Raw genomic sequence first — 768 nt, 5'->3', positions numbered from 1 at the left:
CCCAGCAAAGCTTCGATGGCCGGAACGAAATCATCGGCGACGGTGCAGCATAGGCAGCCATTGGCAAGCTCGACGATATTTTCCTCCGGGCAGGTCTCGATCCCGCAGCCTTTGAGGATTTCAGCATCGATGCCGAGATCGCCGAACTCATTGATGATGAGGGCCAAGCGCCGCCCTTGGGCATTATCGAGAATATGCCGGATCAGCGTGGTTTTTCCTGCCCCGAGAAAGCCGGTAATGATGGTAACGGGGATTTTGCCGGGCGGCAGGGAAGATACGGAAGATTGAGACATTGTGAGTTGGCATCGCAGATAGAAACCGGGTGCCAAAAGCCGCGCGAATGGGGCAAAGCCCACACGCTCATGAGAGAGAAAAATCCTCTCAAGCTTACGACGAAGACACCCCGCTTCGCGCAAACGGCAGCTTCGACGGCAGGTCTCCTGGCTCACGGGTCAAGGCCTGTTCTTCGCCTTCCCAGAACATCGCTTTTGGCGGCTCCAGTGGCATTCTGAAAAACAGGCTCGCCGCTTACAGTTGCGGGGGCAGCTTGGGAGTTGGGATTTTAAGCCCTCACCCCTATTCCCTATTGTGCGATACTCATCACACCGTCTTAGGCTAAGAAGTGACACCCACTCCCCCGCTTGTCAAACGCTTGCTGAAGAAAAGGACTCCAGGATGTTACCGGAGCAAGACACCGCCGCGCGTCACCGTCTAAAGATGCAAAAGCGTAAAGCCCATCAAGATGCCGAGGTGGCAAGTAAAACGATC

Annotated in this window: 1 protein-coding gene, 1 pseudogene and 1 riboswitch; of the genes and pseudogenes, one reads left to right on the top strand and one right to left on the bottom strand. The window is 55.5% G+C overall.

Features of this window, described 5'->3' with window-relative positions:
• A partial coding sequence (locus tag VZ95_RS20950) for a GTP-binding protein (RefSeq protein ID WP_332308150.1) occupies positions 1–293 on the bottom strand: 293 nt, incomplete at its 3' end.
• A gap of 120 nt (positions 294–413) precedes the next feature.
• Positions 414–625: riboswitch (cobalamin riboswitch) on the bottom strand.
• Positions 626–675: 50 nt separating this feature from the next.
• On the opposite strand from VZ95_RS20950, the pseudogene VZ95_RS28405 reads away from it, so the two are divergent.
• Positions 676–768: pseudogene (locus VZ95_RS28405) on the top strand (hypothetical protein); the annotation flags it as partial.

The organism is Elstera litoralis (genome assembly GCF_000963705.1).
GTDB lineage: Bacteria > Pseudomonadota > Alphaproteobacteria > Elsterales > Elsteraceae > Elstera > Elstera litoralis.
Note: the sequence above shows the minus strand (reverse complement) of the source record. Positions and strands in the feature narration are given on the sequence as shown.